Below are 17,365 nucleotides of genomic sequence, written 5' to 3'. Positions count from 1 at the left end.
GGAGGAAGCCGCCATGTCCGACGCCTATGATTTCTCGTTCAAGTCCATCGATGGCGCCCCCCTGCCGCTGACCACCTTCAAGGACAAGGTCGTGCTGGTGGTGAACACCGCGTCCGCCTGTGGCCTGACCCCGCAGTACGAGGGGCTGGAGAAGCTCTACAGCGACTACAAGGGCCAGGGCCTGGTGGTGCTAGGCGTGCCCTGCAACCAGTTCATGGGCCAGGAGCCGGGCACGGAGGCGGAGATCAAGGATTTCTGCGAGACCAAGTTCAACATCGACTTCCCCCTGACCTCCAAGGAAGACGTGAAGGGCGACACCGCCCACCCGTTCTACAAGTGGGCCCTGGCCGAGCTGGGCGAATCGGCCGATCCGGCCTGGAACTTCCACAAGCTGCTGGTGGGCAAGGACGGCAAGCTGATCCGCGCCTTTGGTCCCCGCACCGAACCCCAGGCCGACGAGATCACCGCGGCGGTCAAGGCCGCCCTCTAGCGATCGCTGTCGGCTCATGACCAAGGAGGCGTCCCTGGCGGCGGAGGAGTCGGCGCGCGCCAACTTCACCGAGGCCGTCCGGCTGCACGGCCTGGGACGGCTCGATGAGGCTGAGCCGCTCTACCGGGCGGTGCTGGCCCATGCGCCGGGCCAGGCCCACAGCCTTTACAACCTCGGCCTGCTGCGCCGCGCCCGTGGAGACCACGAGGGCGCGATCACGCTGTGGCGCACCTGCCTGACCCACAATCCGGACCACATCGTCGCCGGAAACGCGATGGGCAAGGCCCTCAGCATGTTCGGTCGGCTCGCTGAGGCCCTGGCGGCCTTCGACGCCACCCTGCAGGTCGCGCCGCGCAACATCGATGCCTTGAACTGTCGGGGCAATATTCTTGCCCGGATCGGCCGTCACGCCGAGGCCTTGGAGTGCTATGAGCAGGTGGTGAGCTTGGACCCGGACTACACACTGGCGGTGGTCAACCGGGCCAATGTCCTGGGAACCCTGGGCCGGGCGGAGGAGGCTGTCGCCGCCTACCGCGCCGGGTTGCGAGTAGCGCCCGACAATGCCGAGATCCAGGGCGCCAAGCTGTTCCAGCAACTGCAGATTTGCGATTGGTCCGAATATCAGGTCTCCAGCGATCTGATCGTGGGCCTGCTGAGCCAGGGCGTGGCGGCGGACCTGCCCTTCACTCTGCTGGCCCATTGCGACGCCCCTGTCACCCAGATCGCCGCGGCGAACCTCCACCTGAAGACCCGGTTCCCGGTGCCCCTTCGCAAGCTCTGGTCGGGCGAGGCCTATGCCCACGACAGAATCCGGGTGGCCTACGTCTCGGCGGATTTTCGCAACCACGCCGTGGCTCACCTGATCGCAGGCCTGTTCGAGCGGCATGACCGCGATCGCTTCGAGATCAGCGCCTACGCCCTTGGCCCGCGGGTGGAGGATAAGAAGCGCGCCCGCATCCGCGCGGCCTTCCCTGTCTTCCACGACGTCGCCGAGACCGGCGACCTGGAGGTGGCCCAGATGATCCGCGCGGCGGAGGCCGACATCGTCGTGGACCTGACCGGCTTCACGGCCAACTGCCGCCCGGGCATCTTCGCCCACCGTCCGGCGCCGATCCAGATCAACTATCTGGGACATCCGGGGACCATGGGGCGGGGCCTGTTGGACTACGTCCTCGGCGACGGGGTGGTGATCCCCCCTGGCGCGGAGGCCGGCTTTGGCGAACAGGTGATCCGCCTGCCACACAGCTACCAGGTCAACGATCGCGACCGGGTGATCGCCCCGCGGACGCCGACACGCAGCGAGGCCGGCCTCCCTGGCGATGGCTTCGTCTTTGTCTGCTTCAACGCCAACTACAAGATCAACCCGCCGGTGTTCGATGTCTGGATGCGGCTGCTGCTCCAGACCCCGGGCAGCGTGCTCTGGCTGCTGGGGGGGCGCGAGGCGGCGGTGCGCAATCTTCGGTCCGAGGCCCGAGCCCGGGGCGTTGATCCGAACCGGTTGATCTTCGCGCCCAAGGCCGCGCCGGAGGATCACCTGGCCCGTCACCGCCTCGCCGACCTCTTCCTGGACACCTTGCCCTACAACGCCCACACCACGGCCAGTGACGCCCTGTGGACAGGTCTTCCCCTGGTGACGTGCGTTGGGCGAACCTTCGCCGCGCGTGTGGCCGCGAGCCTGCTGCAGGCGGCGGGATTGCCCGAGTTGATCACCAAGGACTTGGCGGCCTACGAGGCCCTGGCCTTGGCCCTGGCGCGAGACCCGGAGCGGCTGGCCGCGCTGAAAGCCAAACTCGCCGCGGGCCTGGCCACGGCCCCCCTGTTCGACACCGACCTGTCGCGCCGCCACATCGAGGCCGCCTATACGATCGCCTGGGAGCGTCACCAGCGCGGCGAACCGCCCGCCGCCTTCGACGTGCCGGCCTAGTCCTCCAGGATGCGGCTGTGCTTCCGGGTGTCGCGCATGAAGATGTAGACCAGCAGTGACGCCCCGATCACCACGGTGACGTAGGTGAAGAACCAGGTCTCGTGGCCCTTGGACTTGAACCAGAGGGCGACATACTCCGCCGTGCCGCCGAACAGGGCGTTGGCCAGGGAATAGGGCAGGGCCACCCCGAGCGCTCTAACCTCGGTGGGGAACAGTTCAGCCTTCACCACCCCGTTCACCGACGAATAGGCCGCCACGATCAGCAGGGCGCCGGCCGTGATGGCGAAGGCCGCCAGGGGATCGCGGGTCCCCGCCAGGGTCGAGAGGATCGGCCAGGTCAGGGTCACGCCCGCCACGCCGAAGGCGATCAGCAGGGGACGCCGTCCGATCCGGTCCGACAGCGCGCCGTACAGCGGCTGGGCCAGCATGAACACCACCAGGGCGCAGGCTGTGATCGCGGTGGCCGTGTCCTTGGAGAACCCCGAGGTGTTGACCAGGAACTTCTGGATGTAGGTGGAGTAGGTATAGTAGCCGAGCGTCCCGCCGGCGGTCAGGCCGATCACCAGCAGGCTTTCGCGCGGGTGGGTGCTGATAAGCTTCCAGGTGCTGACACGCTCGCCGCTGCGGGCGTGGAAGGACGGGGTCTCGTGCATCCCGCGCCGGAACCAGAACACGGCCAGCGCCAGGGCGCCGCCGATGAAGAACGGAACCCGCCAGCCCCAGGCTTGCATGTCGTCGTCGGATAGAAGCGCGTTCAGCGCCACCAGGGTGCCCACCGCCAGCAGCTGCCCGCCGATCAGTGTGGAATAGAAGATACCCGACCAGAAGCCGCGATTGTCGCGCCCGGCCATCTCCGACATGTAGGTGGCGCTGGTGCCGTACTCGCCGCCCATGCTGACGCCCTGCAGGATGCGGGCGGTGACCAGGATCGCCGGCGCCCAGGCGCCGATCTCCGCATAGCCGGGACAAAGCGCGATGATCAGCGAGCCGAGGCACATCAGGCTGACGGAGGCGACCATGGCCGCCTTGCGGCCCACCCGATCGCCATAGAGGCCCATCAGCCAGGCGCCGACGGGCCGCGCGAAGAAGCCGACCCCGAACACGGCGGCGGTGTTCAACAGCTGGGCCGTCTGGTCGCCGTCCGGGAAGAACACCTTGGCGAAATAGAGCGCGAAGGCTGCGTAGACGAACCAGTCATAGGTCTCGACCAGGTTTCCGGCCGAGCCGGCCAGGATCGAGCGCAGCCGATCGGCGGCGCGCACGGGCGGCGCTACGGAACTCTCCGCCGGACTATCGACCACCATGTACGCGCCCTCCCCAGAACGGCGCGGATACGATCTCGTTTCGGCGGCCATTTCAATGGCGGTCGGCGTGCGGGGTTCCAACCGCGCCGCGCGACCGGTACGGAAAGACCTCGTTGAACGGAAGGCCCCGCCATGACCCGCAAGCCCGATGGAACCTGGGACAAGTCGAACCTCCCCAGCCGCCACGTGACCGAGGGCCCGGCCCGGGCCCCGCACCGGTCGTACTACTACGCCATGGGGCTCGGCAGCCGCGAGATCGCCCAGCCCTTCGTGGGCGTGGCGTCCTGCTGGAACGAGGCCGCGCCCTGCAACACCGCCCTGATGCGCCAGGCGCACGCGGTGTCGGAAGGCGTGAAGGCGGCCGGCGCCACCCCGCGTGAGTTCTGCACCATCACCGTCACCGACGGCATCGCCATGGGCCATGAGGGCATGCGCTCGTCCCTGGTCAGCCGCGACGTCATCGCCGACTCCGTGGAGCTGACCATGCGAGGCCACGGCTATGACGCCCTGGTGGGCATCGCCGGCTGCGACAAGTCCCTGCCCGGGATGATGATGGCCATGCTGCGGCTGAACGTGCCCAGCGTCTTCCTCTATGGCGGCTCCATCCTGCCGGGCTCGTGGCAGGGCCGTGACGTCACGGTGGTCGACGTCTTCGAGGGCGTCGGCATGCACTCGGCCGGCAAGATGAGCCTGGAGGACCTGTGCTCCCTGGAGCAGCACGCCTGTCCGTCGGACGGCGCCTGCGGCGGCCAGTTCACCGCCAACACCATGGCCTGCGTGTCGGAAGCCATCGGCCTGGCCCTGCCGCTTTCAGCCTCGCTGCCCGCCCCCTACCTGACCCGCGACGCCTATGCGGTGGCCTCGGGCGAGACGGTGGTGCGGCTGATCGCCGAGCAGCTGCGGCCCCGCGACATCGTCACCCGCAAGTCCTTCGAGAACGCTGCGGCCGTGGTGGCCGCGACCGGGGGCTCCACCAATGGCGGCCTGCACCTGCCGGCCATGGCCCATGAGTGCGGCATCGAGTTCACCCTGCGCGACTTCGCCGAGATCGCCCAGCGGACCCCGCACATCGCCGACCTGAAGCCCGGCGGCCGCTTCGTGGCCAAGGACATGGGCGAGGCCGGCGGCATGCCCATGCTGCTGAAGACCCTGCTGGAGGGCGGCTTCATCCACGGCGACTGCATGACCGTCACCGGCAAGACGATCGCGCAGAACGTCAAGGACGTGAAATGGCGCGACGATCAGGTGGTGATCCGCAAGGTGTCCGAGCCGCTCTCGCCCACCGGCGGCGTGGTGGGCCTGTGGGGTTCGCTCGCGCCGGACGGCGCCATCGTCAAGGTGGCCGGCATGACCAGCCACCGCAGCCATCGCGGGCCGGCCCGCTGCTTCGACGGCGAGGACGCCTGCTTCGCCGCCGTTGAGGCGGGCGACTACAAGGACGGCGACGTCCTGGTGATCCGCTATGAGGGCGCGCGCGGCGGTCCCGGCATGCGCGAGATGCTGTCCACCACGGCGGCTTTGTCGGGCCAGGGCCGCGGCGACAAGGTGGCCCTGATCACCGACGGCCGGTTCTCCGGCGGCACGCGCGGCCTCTGCGTCGGCCATATCGGACCGGAGGCCCAGATGGGCGGACCCATCGCGCTGATCCGCGACGGCGACATCATCAACATCGACGCCGACGCCGGCATCCTCGACCTGGAGGTCGATCCCATCGAACTCGAGAGTCGCAAGCGCCACTGGGAGCCGAAGGTCACCAACTACGGCTCCGGCGCCCTGTGGAAGTACGCCCAGATCGTCGGTCCCGCCCACAAGGGGGCCGTGACCCATCCGGGCGCGGCGGGCGAGACCCACGTCTACGCCGACCTCTAGAGAGCGCGACAGCCTAAAGTGGGAACCGGTTTTCGGCGCCCGTCGCGCGACCAGGAAAGGACTCGCATGAAGACCCTTGGCCTGCTGGGCGGGATGAGCGCCGAGAGCACGACGCTCTACTATCAGGAGCTCAACCGCCTGGTGCGCGAGCGGCTGGGCGGATTGCACTCGGCGCAGCTGCTGCTGTGGTCGGTGGACTTCGCCGGCATCGCCGAGCTGCAGGCGGCCGGCGACTGGGAGCAGGCCGGCGCGGTGCTGGCCGATGCCGCCCGGCGGCTGGAGGGCGCGGGCGCTGAGGCGATCCTGATCTGCGCCAACACCATGCACCTTGTCGCCGACCAGGTGCAGGCCGCGGTGGCTGTGCCGGTGATCCACATCGCCGACGCGACGGCGCGGGCGGTCAAGGCGGTGGGCTGTTCGCGGCCGCTGCTGCTGGCCACCCGGTTCACCATGGAAAAGGATTTCTACCGCGGCCGGCTGGCCGGTCAGGGTGTCGATGCCCTGGTCCCCGACCAGGCCGACCGAGATCGCCTGCACGACATCATCTATGACGAACTCTGCCAGGGGGTGATCTCCGCGGCGTCGAAGACCGAGGTGCTGGCCATGATCGCCAAGGCCGGAGCCGCCGACTGCGTGATCTTCGGCTGCACGGAGATCGGGCTACTGCTCAAGCCGGCAGATCTGAGCCTGCCGGTGGTGGACACCGCCTTGGTGCATGCCGAGGCCGGCGTGGACTTCGCCTTGGCGACCCCGGCCTGACCGCCTGGTCCCAGGCGGCCCCGGGGATGTCATCCCATCGTGACGTTCGCTTGCTAGACGCCCCGCCGTGGACGATTGCGCGGACCGATGACCCTGTACGATCTGACCATCCCGAGCTTCCTGCAGAGCCTGCGGGTCCTGGTCCGATTGCTGGACAAGGCGCAGGTGCACTTCGCGGTTGAGGGGCGGGATCTCGCCGAACTCGCCGCCCTTCGCCTCGCACCGGACATGAAGCCGTTCCCGTTCCACATTGAGGCGACAATCAACAACGCCGTCGGCGCGGCGGCGCGGCTGAGGGGGCGACCTGCCGCCAATATCGACGAGCCGATCACCCTGTCGGAACTGCGCAACGCCTTGGCCGCAGCCATCGCCGAGCTCGAGTCGTTGGAGGCTCACGAATTCGACGGCGCAGAAATGCGCGAAATCGTCCTGCCGAGCCCGAAGGGCGCTCGGCGCTTCGAAGGCCTCGACTACGTGCTGAGGCTCGCCCTCCCCAATGTCCATTTCCACGTCGCCATCGCCTACGCCCTCTTGCGGAGAGAGGGCTTAGACATCGGCAAGCGCGATTATCTAGGCGACCTGCCCGCCAGAGGGCCGCGGGCCGATGCTTTCGAATTGACCCGCTGACGAGACGCGCCGAGCCTGTTCTTGACGCTTACGGCGCTGGTGAATGCCCGCCCGGGCCTAGGTTTCGCCCGCTGGCGGATCTCACCTGAGCGGACCTGAAGGCGCGAACGGCGATCAAGAGGTGGCCGACACGCCAAACAGGAAGGGGTGGCCCACGACGAGGCCGACATAGACGACGATGGCCGCCAGTATCCGCCACCAGCCGATCTCGCCGACCTTCAGGGTCTGGCGGCCGGACAGGATGGCGGCGAAGGGCAGGTTGGAGGTCTGGGTGGCGAAGGCGTGCCAGGTCGGGCCAAGCGCGCGTTTGCGCTTGGCGTCGATGCTGGTGGTTCCGGACAGGGCCAGGAGCAGCATCGCGCCGAACAGGATGATGCTGGCGCGGTCGCCGTTCACCAGCAGGTGCCCCGCGGCCCACAGGGCGACGCCCCAGAGGAAGGGATGGCGGGTGATCCGCAGCATGCCCTTGACCACGTCGGGGCGGCTGAGCGTCCCCTCCTGTTTCACGCTGGTGGGGTTGGGGGTGGTCAGGCCCACGACCACGAAGAGGAAGGCCAGGCCCTGCAGCAGCAGCTGAATCTTCCAGGTCAGGGGGGTAATGTCCCAGTACGACGCGTTCCAGGGCGCGGTGCGGGCGGCGGCGTAGCCGAACCCCAGCCAGGCGAGGCCTGCCACAGAGGCCAGGGAGAACAGGCCCATGTACGGGCCGTCGCCGATCTTGGCTGTGATGGCGTCGCGGGCGCGGGTGCCCGAGACGAGCAGGTGCAGCAGCACGAAGAACGCGGCGGCGGCGAGCAGGCTGGCCATGGAAAACCTCCCTCAAGGTAAGGGGAAGGTGCGGCTGTAAATTTACAGTGTCAAGTTTAGCGTTGGTCGTCGTCCGGATCGAGGTCGTCGTCGTCCTCCCAGGGCGGCGGCTCGGCGCCGGCGCGGGGCTGGGGGAGAGGAAGCTCGGCCTGGGGTGTCGGCGGAGGCGTCGGTCCGGGCGCCGCGGGCGGCGGCAGGGGGGCGGTCACGGCGGCGGCGGCGGCGGCGCTGGGGTTCAGGGCGCGGGGGCGGCGCAGGATCGCCTCGGCGCGGGCCAGCCAGCGGTTGGCCTCCAGCACGGCGGCGCCCGGTGAGGCTGCCACGCGGCGGCTCTCGTCCCCGGTCAGCCAGAGGTCGAGTTCGAAATCGGGATGCTGCGGGTCGTCGAAGATCAGCCGCAGGGTGACGCGGGCCGCATGGCTGACCCGCTGGTCCAGGGCGCGACGCGGCTCATCGCGATGGGCGCGGGCCACCACCTGGTCGTCGATGATCAGCTCGGCGCCCATCAGCTCGTCGATCCGGTAGACCAGGCACCAGGCCCCAGCGTCCCAGGCGACGGCGGCAAGGCCCGTGGCGAAGTTGACCCCGACCCCGCGTCCCCGGCCGCGGGCCACCAGCATGGCCTCCGGCTCGCCCTTCAGCACGCGCTTCAGCGCCCGGCCGATCCGCCGGTCCTCATCGAAGAACCAGATCGCGAAGGAGCCCGCGAAGGTCACCGCGGTTCCGGCCAGGGCCAACATCAACAGGAGCCGGACGACGTCGTTCATGGCGCGACGCTAGAGCGATTTCAGGCGAAGTGGAAACCGGTTCGCCGCCCGAAATCGCGCCAGCAGAAATCGCCGGACCGATCTGCGGCCCGGCGGTGTTCGATCCGCCCGAAAAGCGAACGATCAGCGCGCGTAGTTGATGGAATAGGTCGCTTCCAACAGATTGTTTTCACGCATGAATTCCGCCATCGATTCATAGGTGGCGGTGCGGATCGGCCCCTGCTGGTCGTCGGTGCGCAGGCGCTGGTCGGCGATGGGGCCAAACAGCCGCAGGACCGCGTTGGCCTTCACCAGGGTCGGCTTGTAGTGGGCCTTCAGATTGGCGGTGATCTGGTCGGGGCTGGCGGTCTGCCAGACGGCCGCGGCGATCACGTTGAGCATGAAGTTGTTGCAGTTCTGGTAGGTCCGCCGCCACGGATTGGCCACCAGGGAGTAGTGCCGATTGTGCACCGCCTGATAGGTCGGGCTGTCGATCACCGCGATGATCCGGCGCTGCATCTCGGGCGAGGGAATGATCACCGCCATGTCGTCGACGGTGGAGCCGCGGGTGAAGTCGAAGGGATAGTCCTGGACCAGCCGGCTCTCGATCTTGGGCCAGGCCTCACCGTCGCCGGCATAGAGGTTGTAGACAGCATAGCCGTGCTGGGTCTTGCCATCGGCGGTCTTGATGGCGCGGTGCACCCAGAAGCCGCCGTGAGTGTAGCTGATCCCCTCCGGAAGCTGGCTGCGCGGCCGGCCGGTGCGGAACACCATGGCCAGCTTGGCGCCCCGGGAGGCCAGGTCGCGCTCCACCTGCTTGGAAAAGGCTGCGGCCTCCGGCGCCGTGAAGTGCGGAGCGACGGCGCGGGCCGAGGAGTCCTGGGCGACGGCCGGGACCGCCGCCGTGCTCATCAGCGCGGCGGCGCCGGCGGCGAGAAGGGCGCGGCGGTTCACGTCTTGGCCGGGGCCGGGGGGTTGTAGGGCACGGCCGGCGCCGGATCGGGGGAGACCACGACCTTGTCGTCGACGATCAGCTTGCCGGAGTCGGCGGCGGCCTCGGAAACCGAGGCGCCCGCGCCCACCGACGCCGCGCCGCTGGCCATCAAAGCCGAGCCGCCGGCCATGGATCCCGTGGCCACCACACTTGCCGGGACGGCGGAGACGCCGACGGCGGTCTTCACGCCGGAGGAGGCCAGCAGGCCCACGGCCTCCGACGTGGCCGCCGAGGCGCCCGAGGCGTCGGTGGCGCTGTCCTGGGCGAGGGCGGGGGCGGCTGCCAGGGCCAGGGCGACGGAGACGGGCAGGACGAAACGCATAACGGGGTCCTTCATGTTGCGAGCGGCCTCTTAGCCATGCCGCCTCGATTTCGGTAGTTAAGCTTTCGCAAGCTGAACCATTGCTGACAGAGGCGGCTACTTCGCCGGCGGGGCCTCGAACATCTGTGGGGGGTAGGCGGCCAGGCCGGGGAAGGCGGTCAGCCAGTCCTTGCCCCGGGCCTGCTCCACCAGGCCGGCGCAGAGGGCGGGCGCGGCGGCGGCGTAGTCGGTGACGGGGCGGTAGCCGAGGGCGGCGGCGGCGCTCAGGTCGGCCACGACCGGGGTCTCGACGCTCCATGGGGTGCGGCCCTTCCACCCCCTGGGCGGTCCGGCGAAGGGGGCGAGCGCCGCCTCCGACCCCATGGCCGCCAGGATCGCCGCGCCGATCTCCGCCACGCTCAGCGCCTCCGGATCGGCGGCGTTGAGAACATGGACACCCGGCTGTTCCAGGGCCACACGGGCCAATTCCGCAAGATTGGCCGTGGCGGTGGTGTGGAACCGGCTCTCGCCGTCGAACGCCAGGGGGATGGTCTCCGCGCCGCGCAGGATCTGGGCCAGGAACCACCATTCCCGGGGCGCCCGACTGCCCGGCCCGTGGACCGCGAAGGGGCGCAGGATCTTGAGCGGCGCGCGGACGCCCGACAGCAGGGCGTCCTCCATCGCAACCTTGTTGCTGGAATAGTCTGCGTCGCTGGCCGGCGCGCGGCGCTGGGTCTCGGCCATGGGAACGGGGTAGGTCGCGCCGCCGCCCAGGCTGCGCCCCTCATCGTCCACATAGACGCTGCCGGTCGAGATGACCGCGAGCGCGCCGAAGCGATCCTGCAGGGCCAGCCACTGACGGGCGTGGACCGCGTTGAAGGCCACGGTGTCGATGACCGCGTCGAAGGGCCGGGCCAGGACGTCAGCCAGGGCGCGGTCGTCGTCGCGGTCCAGGACTGTCACCGTCACCCGGTCAGCCAGCGCCTGAGGAAGTTCGCCGTGACGCTGGCCGACGGTGACCTCCCAGCCGGCCTCCAGCAGGTTCAGCGCCGCCGCCCGGCCGATCTGGCCCGAACCTCCCAGGATGAAGGCGCGGCGGCTCATGCGCCTAGAGATCCAGTTCCGTCACCACCGGCACGTGGTCCGACGGCTTGTCCCAGCCGCGGACGTCGCGGTGGATGACGCAGGACAGCAGCTTGTCGGCGGCCTGGGGGGAGAGCAGGGCGTGGTCGATGCGGATGCCGTTGTTCCGCTGCCAAGCGCCGGCCTGATAGTCCCAGAAGGTGTAGCTCTCCGGCGCGCCGTCGATGGCCAGGAAGGCCTCGGTGAGGCCCAGCCATTTCAGCGCCCGGAACGCCTCGCGGCTCTCCGGCTGGAAGAGGGCGTCCTTGGTCCAGTTCTCCGGATGGGCCGCGTCGCGGGGCTCGGGGATGACGTTGAAGTCGCCGTTGAGGACCAGGGGCTCCTCATAGGCCAGCAACTCGCGGGCGTGGGCGTGCAGGCGCGCCATCCAGGCCAGCTTGTAGGGGAATTTCTCGGTGTCGATGGGATTGCCGTTGGGCAGGTAGATCGAGGCGACGCGGACCGGATTGGGGCCAGAGACCACGGCCTCCAGGTAGCGGGCATGGTCGTCGTCGTCGTCGCCGGGCAGGCCCTTCCGAACATCCTCGAGCGGGGTCTTCGACAGGATGGCGACGCCGTTATAGGTTTTCTGCCCGTGGACGGCGACATTATAGCCAAGCCGTTCAAAGGCTTCGGCGGGAAACTTCTCGTCGACGCACTTGATCTCCTGCAGGCAGGCGACGTCGGGGGAGACCTCCTCGAACCAGCGCAGCACGGTCTCGAGGCGAGCGTTGACCGAGTTGACGTTCCAGGTGGCGATCTTCATGGGCGTCCTTCGGCGTGGCGGGTCTGACCCGATCTAGCCTCTCGTCGCGGGGATCGCCAAGCAAACAAGCGCGCTAGCCTGACACGCGACCTTTGAGCGCCCGACCGGCGATTCAGTTTGACGGGCGGGGGTCGGATGGGGACCTTGCGCCCATGTCAGGGGCCCCCCGAAAACGACGGCCGCTTTCGCGCCGCGCGCGAATGATCTGGATGGGCGTGGCGACCGCCGCCTGCCTGGCCCTGTTGCCGTTCGGGGCGGTGGGGGCGCTGTTCTCGCCGCTGGTGTTCGACCACGAGGGCAACATCTTCAATCCCCTGGCCTGGATCGCCTTCCTGATGATGATCCTGTTCTGGATTGTCTGCTTGATCGGGCCCTTCGGCGCCTGGGTGCTGTTCAAGCGCGACCAGGAGCAGCTGGCCTGGGCCGCGATGGCCGCGCCCCTGGCCTGGCTGACCGTGCTGGTGGCGATCCTGCAGTTCATTCCAGGCTAGCTGCTCCTGGTCGCGCTTGACCCGTCGGGCCGGCTCTGCCATTTGGCAGCGATTGAGACTTAATCGCAAATTGGAAGACCCCATGACGCTTCATGTCCTGTTCGGTGGGACGGCTCTCGCCCTCCTGGCCGCGATCGTTCCGGCCCAGGCCCAGGTCGCGATCCCCGAGGACAAGGCGGTGGACGAGCTGGTGATCACCGCCATGCGCTTCGACGCGCCCCGCGCCACGGTGCCCTCCACCATCCAGATCATCGGGTCCAACGACCTGCGCATCCAGCAGTCCCTCTCGCAGAGCGCGGTGGAGGCCGTCGCCGCCATGGTGCCGTCGTTCTCGCCGACCCGGCAGAAGCTGTCGGGGGCCGGCGAGACCCTGCGCGGCCGCTCGCCGCTCTACCTGGTGGACGGAGTGCCGCAGTCGACGCCGCTGCGCGACGACAGCCGCGACGGCTTCACCATCGACCCCTTCTTCATCGACCGCGTCGAGGTGGTGTTCGGCTCCAACGCCATCCAGGGCGTGGGCGCCACCGGCGGGGTGATCAACTATGTCACCGCCCCCACGCCCAAATCCGAGCAGGGCTGGACCGGAAAGGTCCTGGCGCAGACCAGCTTCGATGACGCAAACCTGGACGACAGCTTCAGTTACAAGGCCGCTGGCCTCGTGGGCCGTGACTTCGGCGCCTGGGACTTCGTGGCCGGCGCGTCCTATGAGCGCCGGGGCGGCTATTTCGACGCCGACGGCCGCCGTATCGGCATCGACGCCACCCAGGGCGAACTGCAGAACTCCGACAGCTGGTCGCTGTTCGGCAAGGCCGGGGTCGACCTGGGCGCCGGGCGACGCCTGGAGGCCATGGTCAACCACTTCGAGCTGGAGGGCGGGGACGACTATGTGCTGGTGAACGGAAACCGCGCCACTGGCCGGCCGGCCAGCGCCGTGAAGGGGGTCCAGCGCGGCCTGCCCACCGCCAACGAGGTCACCTCGGCGGCGATCACCTACAAGGACGGCGACCTGTTCGGCGGCGCCCTGACCGCGCAGGCTTTCGCCCACGACTATCACGGCGTGTTCGGCGGCTCGATCACCGGGACCTTCCAGGACGCGCGGATCGCGCCCATCAACACCCTGTTCGACCAGTCGGCCAACAACTCCGAGAAGCAGGGCTTCAAGCTGGACTACGAGCGCGGCTTCGAGGCCGTGCCCGGCCTGAAGGTGCTGCTGGGACTGGATGGCCTGAAGGACAAGACCTACCAGGAACTGGTGCTGACCAACCGTGTCTGGGTTCCCGAGACCACCTACAAGAGCCTGTCGCCCTTCCTGCAGGTCCACCAGGCGCTGTGGGACGACCGTATCCACCTGTCGGCCGGTGTGCGCCAGGAGAACGCCACCCTGGAAGTCGCCGACTTCACGACCCTGGCGTCGTCGGGCAACACCCGCGTCAGCGGCGGCGAGCCCAGCTTCACTGAGGTGCTGAGCAATGTCGGCGGCACCGTGCGCGTCGTGGACGGTGTGACCGTCTATGCTTCGTATGCTCAAGGCTTCACCATGCCCGACGTCGGCCGGGTGCTGCGCGCCATCAACACTCCGGGCCGCGACATCGACACCTATCTCGACGTCGCCCCGGTGGTCTCCGACAACATCGAACTGGGCGTCGAGTTCACCCGCGGGCCGGTGAACGGGTCCCTGGCCTGGTTCACCTCGTCCTCGGACAAGGGCGCTCTGCTGGTGCTCAACGCCGGCGGCACCTTCGACGTGCAGCGCCAGCGCACCGAGATCGAGGGTGTCGAGGCCACTGTGAAGTGGGCCGCCACCGACTGGCTGACCCTGGGCGCCGCCTATTCGCACCTGGAGGGCCGCACCGACACCAATGGCGATGGCCGCGTCGATGCCGACCTGGACGGCGCCAACATCTCGCCCGACCGCCTGACCCTGACCGCCGACGCCACCTATGGCGATTTCGACTTCCGCCTGCAGGGCCAGGTCTTCGAGGCCCGCAGCTTCCAGGGCCAGCCAGCGGCCAACAGCTTCGAGGGCTATGAACTGCTCGACGCCGTCGCCGCCTGGAACGCCCCCTTCGGGGTGGTCAGCCTGGGCGTCCGCAACCTGCTGGACGCGCAGTACATCACCTATAACAGCGACACGACCAACCCCACCGACAACGCTCGCTACTTCGCCGGACAGGGCCGTGCGGTCACCCTCGGGATCGTGAAGACCTTCTGATGGGTGTTGTCCGCACCCTGCACGCCTGGGCCGGCGCGATCCTGGCGCTGATCCTGGTGATCCTGGGCGTCACCGGTTCGCTGCTGGTGCTGCGCGAGGACTGGGTGAAGCTGACGGTCCCGGAGGCGCGCATGGCGGTGACGCCGTCCGTCGCCGTGCTGGGAGCGGCGGCGGAGGCGGTGGAGGCGCAAGGGCGCCCGCGCAGCATGATGTTCGCCGGGCCGCACATCGGCGTCCACCGGCTGACCTATCCGGAGGATGGCATGGCCTACGCCGCCGCCGACGGCGCCATCCTGACCCGCTGGACCGACACCGAGCGGGTCGAGCAATGGGTCTTCCAACTGCATCACCGGCTGCTGGCCGGGGAGGGCGGGGAGATCGTGGTGGGAGTGGCGGGTCTGGCCGGCGCCGTGCTCTGCCTGACCGGTGTGATCGTCTGGTTCCCGGCCTGGCGCAGCTTCGCGGGCAGGGTGTGGCCCAGGTCGATGGCGCGGCGTGACCTGGTGTCCTCGCACCGGGACCTCGGCATCCTGATGGCCCTGCCGGTCCTGGTCCTGTGCCTGACCGGCGGGATGATCATCTTCAATGACACCAGCAAGGCGCTGGTCACCTGGCTGGCGCCCGGCGGCGTCGAGGCCCCGAAACCTCCCAAGGCGGGCCAGGGGGACATCGACTGGCCGATGGCGCTGGCCGGCGCCCAGGCGGCCTTCCCCCAGGCGGCCCTTCGGCTGGCGAGCTGGCCGGCCAAACCCGGCGCGCCGGCGGCCATCCGTATGAAGCAGCCTGCCGAGTGGCACCCCAACGGCAGGACCCTGGTCTACATCGATCCGGCCACCTCGAAGGTGATCGGCACGGTGGACGCCCAGGCGTTCGGCCCCGGGGCGCGATTCCAGAACGCGGTCTATCCGATCCACGCCGCCTCGGTGGGCGGCGGGCTCTACGAACTGGTGGTGTTCCTGGGGGGCGTCGCGCTCTCGGCCCTGGGGGGGCTGGGCCTCTGGTCGTTCCTGATCCAGCAGCGCCGGACCTGGGCGCGGGGGCGTTAGATCGAGAAACTCACGCCGCAGCCGCAGCTGGACTTGGCGTTGGGGTTGCGGATGCGGAATTCAGCGCCCGCCAGTTCGTCGACATAGTCGATCACCGAGCCCTTCAGCAGGATCAGGCTCATCTCGTCCACCAAGGCCGCGGCCCCGTCCAGCTCGACCCGAAGGTCGTCGGACTGGGGCTCGCTGACCAGGTCGAACTGGTACTGGAATCCCGAGCAGCCGCCGCCCTCCACCGCCACGCGCAGCATGACGGGATGACCCTCGGCCTTGCTGAGGTCATGCAGCCTTTGGGCTGCCGTCGGGGAGAGGGTGAGGTCTGATGTGGTCATGATGCGTAAAAGGCCTGTGTGGACTATATGAGGGCCCCACGGCCTCTCACCAAGAGGCCACCCGATATTTGCGAGCATACATGGCTTTGCCGACCCGCGCGCCCTACGCTGAAGACCCCGCCCTCTCCCTGGGCCGGAAGGTGGCGGAGCCCGAGAGCCGTAACCGCACCCCCTTCGCCCGCGACCGCGACCGGATCATCCATGCCACGGCCTTCCGGCGGCTGAAGGAGAAGACACAGGTCTTCGTGGCCCATGAGGGCGACCACTTCCGCACCCGCCTGACCCACTCCCTGGAGGTGGCGCAGGTGGCCCGCTCCCTGGCCTCGGCGCTCGGGCTCGACGCCGATCTGGCAGAGACCATCGCGCTCGCCCACGACCTCGGCCACCCGCCCTTCGGCCATGCCGGTGAGGACGAACTGCAGATCCAGATGGAGCCCTTCGGCGGGTTCGACCACAATGTGCAGACCTTCCGGGTCGTCACCAAGCTGGAGCGCCGCTATCCCCGCTGGGACGGGCTGAACCTCACCTGGGAGACCCTGGAAGGGGTGATCAAGCACAACGGCCCGGTGACGGCTAAGCTCTCCCAGCCCTCCTGGAACGCCATCAAGGAGTTCGACGCTGAGTACGATCTCGGCCTGGACACCTGGGCCTCGGCCGAGGCCCAGTGCGCGGCCCTGGCCGACGACATCGCCTACAACAACCACGACGTGGACGACGGGGTGCAGGCGGGCCTGTTCCACCTGAAGGAGCTGCTGGACGTGCCGCTGATCGGGCCCATCCTGGCCGGCGTCTACAAGGAATACCCTGACCTCGACCCGGGCATCATCCGCCTGGAGGCGGTGCGCCGCATGATCGGGGCGATGATCGACGACGTCCTGGCCGAGACGGCCCGGCGGGCCGTGTCCTCGAAGGTCGGCTCGGCCGACGACGTTCGCCAGCTGGACCACGCCCTGGTGGCGTTCTCCCGCGACATGCTGGAGGACCTGGGCCGACTGCGGGAATTCCTGATGAACCGCATGTACCGGCACTGGAAGGTGAACCGCACCCGTTCGCAGGCCCGCCGTATTCTGGCCGAGATGTTCCAGTTGTTCATGAGCGAACCCGATGTCCTGCCGACGGAGTGGTTCGCCCGGTCGCAGAACCGCGACGACGCCGGCCGCGCCCGGGTGGTGTGCGACTACATCGCCGGCATGACCGACCGTTTCGCCATCGAAGAGCATCGCAGGCTTTTCCACCTCGACGTCTGGAATTAGGCGTTCCGGGCGGTTCGAAGCCCGCCGCCCTTCGATACACTGACCCCGACGCCGTGCGATTCGTTTCGCGCGCGCTGACCGATTCCCCTGGGAGCCTTCGATGACCAACCCCGACCGCGGAGCCTATACGCCGCCGACCGACGCGCCGCTGTCCTTTGACGCGCGCCAGCCGGTGCGCGGGACCCGGCCCGCGCCGATGATGCTGATCGTCAGCGCCTTGGTGCTGATCGGCCTGGTGGTGGCCATCGTGGTCTTCTATCGCTCCGGTGTGCGCCAGGCCGGCGCCGCGCCCCAGGCGGTGGGAGCCCCCGTGGGCGCGATCAAG

The 17,365-nt window shown here is 68.8% G+C and carries 17 protein-coding genes and 1 pseudogene; 10 read left to right on the top strand and 8 right to left on the bottom strand.

All coding sequences use genetic code 11. The features are described 5' to 3' along the window. Positions 1–13: 13 nt before the first annotated feature. Entirely contained in the window at positions 14–490 is a 477-nt protein-coding gene (locus tag OCL97_RS19290; RefSeq protein ID WP_305338745.1) for a glutathione peroxidase, read from the top strand. 16 nt (positions 491–506) lie between these two features. After that, complete coding sequence (locus tag OCL97_RS19285; protein WP_377371392.1) at positions 507–2,414, top strand: O-linked N-acetylglucosamine transferase, SPINDLY family protein; 1,908 nt, start codon at positions 507–509, stop codon at positions 2,412–2,414. Here OCL97_RS19285 and OCL97_RS19280 read toward each other — a convergent pair. Further along, a complete protein-coding gene (locus tag OCL97_RS19280) occupies positions 2,411–3,718 on the bottom strand; it encodes an MFS transporter (protein WP_377371390.1) in 1,308 nt (435 codons plus the stop codon). The genes OCL97_RS19285 and OCL97_RS19280 overlap by 4 nt on opposite strands. Before the next feature lie 132 nt (positions 3,719–3,850). Here OCL97_RS19280 and ilvD point away from each other — a divergent pair, with 132 nt between their 5' ends. From ilvD to OCL97_RS19265, 3 genes are all read left to right on the top strand, one after another. Continuing rightward, a complete protein-coding gene (gene ilvD, locus OCL97_RS19275) occupies positions 3,851–5,587 on the top strand; it encodes a dihydroxy-acid dehydratase (protein ID WP_377371389.1) in 1,737 nt (578 codons plus the stop codon). A gap of 66 nt (positions 5,588–5,653) precedes the next feature. Then, positions 5,654–6,346: an aspartate/glutamate racemase family protein gene (locus OCL97_RS19270; protein WP_377371388.1), complete on the top strand. Its 693-nt coding sequence runs from the start codon at positions 5,654–5,656 to the stop codon at positions 6,344–6,346. Between the two features lie 87 nt (positions 6,347–6,433). Further along, a complete protein-coding gene (locus OCL97_RS19265) occupies positions 6,434–6,973 on the top strand; it encodes a DUF1993 family protein (RefSeq protein WP_377371387.1) in 540 nt (179 codons plus the stop codon). Between the two features lie 114 nt (positions 6,974–7,087). On the opposite strand, the gene OCL97_RS19260 is transcribed toward OCL97_RS19265, so the two are convergent. The 6 genes from OCL97_RS19260 to xth form a co-directional block, all read right to left on the bottom strand. Then, positions 7,088–7,780 (bottom strand): NnrU family protein, encoded by a 693-nt coding sequence (locus tag OCL97_RS19260; protein ID WP_377371386.1) that lies wholly within the window; start codon positions 7,778–7,780, stop codon positions 7,088–7,090. Between the two features lie 56 nt (positions 7,781–7,836). After that, positions 7,837–8,547, bottom strand: coding sequence for a hypothetical protein (locus tag OCL97_RS19255; RefSeq protein ID WP_305338750.1), 711 nt, complete (start codon positions 8,545–8,547; stop codon positions 7,837–7,839). 123 nt (positions 8,548–8,670) lie between these two features. Beyond that, positions 8,671–9,480 carry a DUF2145 domain-containing protein gene (locus OCL97_RS19250; protein ID WP_304779376.1) on the bottom strand — a complete coding sequence of 270 codons (810 nt, stop codon included), beginning with the start codon at positions 9,478–9,480 and terminating at the stop codon, positions 8,671–8,673. Next, positions 9,477–9,857 (bottom strand): hypothetical protein, encoded by a 381-nt coding sequence (locus OCL97_RS19245; RefSeq protein ID WP_377371385.1) that lies wholly within the window; start codon positions 9,855–9,857, stop codon positions 9,477–9,479. Before OCL97_RS19245 ends, OCL97_RS19250 begins: the two co-directional genes overlap by 4 nt. Positions 9,858–9,938: 81 nt before the next feature. Beyond that, positions 9,939–10,925, bottom strand: a complete 987-nt coding sequence (locus tag OCL97_RS19240; RefSeq protein ID WP_377371384.1) for an NAD-dependent epimerase/dehydratase family protein — start codon at positions 10,923–10,925, stop codon at positions 9,939–9,941. A 4-nt stretch (positions 10,926–10,929) separates the two neighbouring features. After that, positions 10,930–11,709: an exodeoxyribonuclease III gene (xth, locus tag OCL97_RS19235; protein WP_377371383.1), complete on the bottom strand. Its 780-nt coding sequence runs from the start codon at positions 11,707–11,709 to the stop codon at positions 10,930–10,932. Between the two features lie 209 nt (positions 11,710–11,918). On the opposite strand from xth, the gene OCL97_RS19230 reads away from it, so the two are divergent. From OCL97_RS19230 to OCL97_RS19220, 3 genes are all read left to right on the top strand, one after another. Then, complete coding sequence (locus tag OCL97_RS19230; RefSeq protein ID WP_304779386.1) at positions 11,919–12,200, top strand: hypothetical protein; 282 nt, start codon at positions 11,919–11,921, stop codon at positions 12,198–12,200. An 82-nt stretch (positions 12,201–12,282) separates the two neighbouring features. Next, the gene (locus tag OCL97_RS19225; protein WP_377371382.1) at positions 12,283–14,412 is read left to right on the top strand and encodes a TonB-dependent receptor; all 2,130 of its coding nucleotides are present in this window, start codon (positions 12,283–12,285) and stop codon (positions 14,410–14,412) included. Then, positions 14,412–15,458, top strand: coding sequence for a PepSY-associated TM helix domain-containing protein (locus OCL97_RS19220; RefSeq protein ID WP_377371381.1), 1,047 nt, complete (start codon positions 14,412–14,414; stop codon positions 15,456–15,458). The genes OCL97_RS19225 and OCL97_RS19220 overlap by 1 nt, the downstream gene beginning before the upstream one ends. Here the strand turns inward: OCL97_RS19220 and erpA are convergent. Beyond that, positions 15,455–15,787, bottom strand: a complete 333-nt coding sequence (gene erpA, locus OCL97_RS19215; RefSeq protein ID WP_215339752.1) for an iron-sulfur cluster insertion protein ErpA — start codon at positions 15,785–15,787, stop codon at positions 15,455–15,457. The genes OCL97_RS19220 and erpA overlap by 4 nt on opposite strands. A gap of 80 nt (positions 15,788–15,867) precedes the next feature. On the opposite strand from erpA, the gene OCL97_RS19210 reads away from it, so the two are divergent. Beyond that, complete coding sequence (locus OCL97_RS19210) at positions 15,868–17,040, top strand: deoxyguanosinetriphosphate triphosphohydrolase (protein ID WP_377371380.1); 1,173 nt, start codon at positions 15,868–15,870, stop codon at positions 17,038–17,040. Between the two features lie 100 nt (positions 17,041–17,140). Next, positions 17,141–17,365: pseudogene (locus OCL97_RS19205) on the top strand (SPOR domain-containing protein); the annotation flags it as partial.

It is taken from the genome of Phenylobacterium ferrooxidans, from assembly GCF_042714595.1.
Taxonomy (GTDB): domain Bacteria; phylum Pseudomonadota; class Alphaproteobacteria; order Caulobacterales; family Caulobacteraceae; genus Phenylobacterium; species Phenylobacterium ferrooxidans.
Note: the sequence above shows the minus strand (reverse complement) of the source record. Positions and strands in the feature narration are given on the sequence as shown.